General features: G+C 75.6%; 3 protein-coding genes. 2 read left to right on the forward strand and 1 reads right to left on the reverse strand.

Features of this window, described 5'->3' with window-relative positions; translation table 11 throughout:
* The first annotated feature begins 646 nt into the window (after nucleotides 1-646).
* Both cysK and epsC read left to right on the forward strand, forming a co-directional pair.
* Entirely contained in the window at nucleotides 647-1582 is a 936-nt protein-coding gene (cysK, locus tag MHY85_RS20685; protein WP_239200291.1) for a cysteine synthase A, read from the forward strand.
* Between the two features lie 5 nt (nucleotides 1583-1587).
* A complete protein-coding gene (gene epsC / locus MHY85_RS20690) occupies nucleotides 1588-2301 on the forward strand; it encodes a serine O-acetyltransferase EpsC (protein ID WP_239200294.1) in 714 nt (237 codons plus the stop codon).
* 108 nt (nucleotides 2302-2409) lie between these two features.
* Here the strand turns inward: epsC and MHY85_RS20695 are convergent, their stop codons facing one another.
* Complete coding sequence (locus tag MHY85_RS20695) at nucleotides 2410-2856, reverse strand: methylglyoxal synthase (RefSeq protein ID WP_147796187.1); 447 nt, start codon at nucleotides 2854-2856, stop codon at nucleotides 2410-2412.
* Between the last annotated feature and the right edge of the window lie 229 nt (nucleotides 2857-3085).

The raw sequence follows: 3085 nt of genomic DNA on the forward strand, positions 1-3085 counted from the left end.
GTACGCGAAGCTCGTGCAGTCTGCGTCGACGGGGGCGGTGCTGATCTGAGGCCCACCGGAACCGGCGTCGCTGATCTGCGCGAACGTCCCCGCCGGACCCGGCCCGCCCGCTAGGGTCGCGGGGGGGGCCCCCCCGGGGGCCCCCCCCCGGGGGGGGGGGGGGGGGGGGGGGGCGCCGGCCCCCCCCGCGGCCCCCCCCCCGTGCGCCCCCGGCCGCGTCGCCGCTGCTCCCGGTGGCGGCGACCTGGCCGGTGCCGCACGGTGGAGGGGTGGAAGCCGGCCGTCGACCGGGCCCGCGCCGGGGTCCGGGGACCACCCGATCGGGGCGCCCGGGCATCTTTGTGGGGCCGCGTGCGTTGGCGCTACTGTCGGCCGTGTCGGGTGCCGACCACCAGGGAGAGGGGACCGGGCATGCGCCTCGCGCCGAGCACCGCGCTCCTCCCGTCGCGCCCCGCCCCCGTGCGCGCGCACGCCGTGCCCGCGGCGACCCGCTGTCGCTGTCTGTAGAGCGCTGGCCGCACCGCCGCACGCCGGCTCCCGGCCCGACCCGGGCCCGCCCCGGGCCAGCGCTCGCCCTCGACCCGCGGCCGGGCGCGCCCCGCGCCGCTCCCCCCTGCACCGCCGACACTCCCAAGGACGGACTGACATGGCACGCATCTACGACGACGCGACGAAGCTCATCGGCAACACCCCGCTGGTGCGGATCAACAAGCTGACCGAGGGCGTCGGCGCGACGGTCGTCGGCAAGCTCGAGTTCTACAACCCCGCCAGCTCGGTCAAGGACCGGATCGGCGTCGCGATCGTCGACGCGGCGGAGCGCTCGGGCGAGCTGAAGCCGGGCGGCACGATCGTCGAGGCGACCTCGGGCAACACGGGCATCGCGCTCGCGTTCGTCGGCGCGGCGCGCGGCTACGACGTCGTGCTGACGATGCCGGAGTCGATGTCGAAGGAGCGGCGGGCGCTGCTGCGGGCCTACGGCGCCGAGCTCATCCTCACCCCCGCCTCCGAGGGCATGAAGGGCGCCGTCAACCGCGCGAACGAGATCGTCGCGGAGCGCCCGGGCGCCGTCCTGGCCCGGCAGTTCGCCAACGAGGCCAACCCGGAGATCCACCGCCGCACCACTGCCGAGGAGATCTGGGCCGACACCGACGGCGAGGTCGACATCCTGGTCGCCGGCATCGGCACCGGCGGCACGATCACGGGCGTCGGCCAGGTGCTCAAGGAGCGCAAGCCCGGGGTGCAGATCGTGGGCGTCGAGCCGGCCGAGTCGCCGATCCTCAACGGCGGCGCGCCCGGCCCGCACAAGATCCAGGGCATCGGGGCGAACTTCGTCCCCGAGATCCTGGACACGGAGATCTACGACGAGATCATCGACGTGGACGCGGACACCGCCGTCGCCGTCGCGCGCCGGGCCGCGAAGGAGGAGGGCCTGCTCGTCGGCATCTCCTCCGGCGCCGCGCTGCACGCCGCGATCGAGCTCGGCAAGCGGCCCGAGAACGCCGGGAAGCTGATCGTCGTGATCATCCCGTCGTTCGGCGAGCGGTACCTCTCCTCCATCCTGTACGCCGACCTCCTGGACTGATCGCCATGACCTCGACCACGCGACCGCCGCTCACGGGCGGCACCTCCCGGCCCGCCGGCCGGGGGGTGCCGACCCCGGCGCGCGCGACCTCCGCCGAGCGCGCCGCGGCCGGGACCACCGGCGCCGGCGAGCACTGGCGCAGCCTGCGCCGGCTCGCCCGCACGCTGCGCGAGGACCTGGAGGCCGCGCAGCGCCGGGACCCGGCTGCTCGGTCGCGGGTCGAGGTCGCCCTGGCGTACCCCGGCCTGCACGCGGTGTGGGTGCACCGGGTGGCGCACCGGATGTGGCGCGAGCCGGCCCTGCGGCTGCCCGCCCGGCTGCTGTCCCAGGCCTCCCGCGCCGCCACCGGGGTGGAGATCCACCCCGGCGCGACGATCGGCCGCCGCCTGTTCATCGACCACGGCATGGGGGTCGTGGTCGGCGAGACCGCCGTGGTCGGCGACGACGTGGTGCTGTTCCACGGCGCGACCCTCGGCGGCAAGACGATGCGGCGCGGCAAGCGGCACCCGACGGTCGGGAACGACGTCGTGGTCGGCGCGGGCGCGAAGGTGCTCGGTCCGGTGTGGATCGGCGACGGCGCGCAGATCGGCGCGAACGCGGTGGTCCTCAAGGACGTCCCCGCGGGCGCGGTGGCGGTCGGCGTCCCGGCGAAGATCCGCCAGAAGCCGAGCTCCGCTCCCCCGGAGCCGGAGATCGACGACCCCGCGATCTACATCTGACCGGCGCGGCGTCCGCGCGGCCTACGGTTTCCGGCCCCGCCTCCTGCGATCGCAGGGTGCGGGGCCGGAGACCGTAGGGCGGGCGTGCGAGGTGCGACGAACCCGAGGTCAGGCGACCGGGGAGCTGCCGTCCCAGGCGCGGGGCGTGATCTCGGGGCGGCTGGTCCACTCCTCGCCCAGCATCGGCGAGGAGATCAGCATGTCCGCGGTCGCGACGTTCGCGGCCATCGGGACGTTCCACACCGCGGCGATCCGCAGCAGCGCCTTGACGTCGGGGTCGTGCGGCTGCGGCTCCAGCGGGTCCCAGAAGAACACCAGCATGTCGATCGTGCCCTCGGCGATCTTCGCGCCGATCTGCTGGTCCCCGCCGACCGGGCCGGACAGCAGCCGCGTCACGGGCAGCCCGAGCTCGAACTCCAGCATCGTGCCCGTCGTGCCGGTCGCGTACAGGTGGTGCCGGGACAGGGTGCCGCGGTTGAACTCCGCCCAGCGGAGCAGCTCGACCTTCTTGTTGTCGTGGGCGACCAGGGCGATGTGGTGGGCGGCGCCGGGCATGGGCGGGGTCCTTCCGTGGAGCGGTGCATCGGTGGGCGGGCAGCGACGACGGCGGAGCGCCCGGGCCACACCCTAGAGCCCGGGGATGTCGGTGCGGTGCGTGCGCCCTGTGCGCGGACCGCGGGGTACCGACCGGCCCACCCGTCCCGGGCCGCCACCCACCCAGGCGCCCCTCGTGCACCACTCAGCCGCCCGATGAGTGGTGCACGAGGGGCGCCTGGGTGGGTGG

It is taken from the genome of Cellulomonas sp. ACRRI, from assembly GCF_022346185.1.
Taxonomy (GTDB): Bacteria; Actinomycetota; Actinomycetes; order Actinomycetales; family Cellulomonadaceae; genus Cellulomonas.

Excerpts from the sequence above, each read along its gene's own strand:
- cysK (WP_239200291.1), top strand. The coding sequence starts at position 647 with ATGGCACGCATCTACGACGACGCGACGAAGCTCATCGGCAACACCCCG.
- epsC (WP_239200294.1), top strand. The coding sequence starts at position 1,588 with ATGACCTCGACCACGCGACCGCCGCTCACGGGCGGCACCTCCCGGCCC.
- MHY85_RS20695 (WP_147796187.1), bottom strand. The coding sequence starts at position 2,856 with ATGCCCGGCGCCGCCCACCACATCGCCCTGGTCGCCCACGACAACAAG.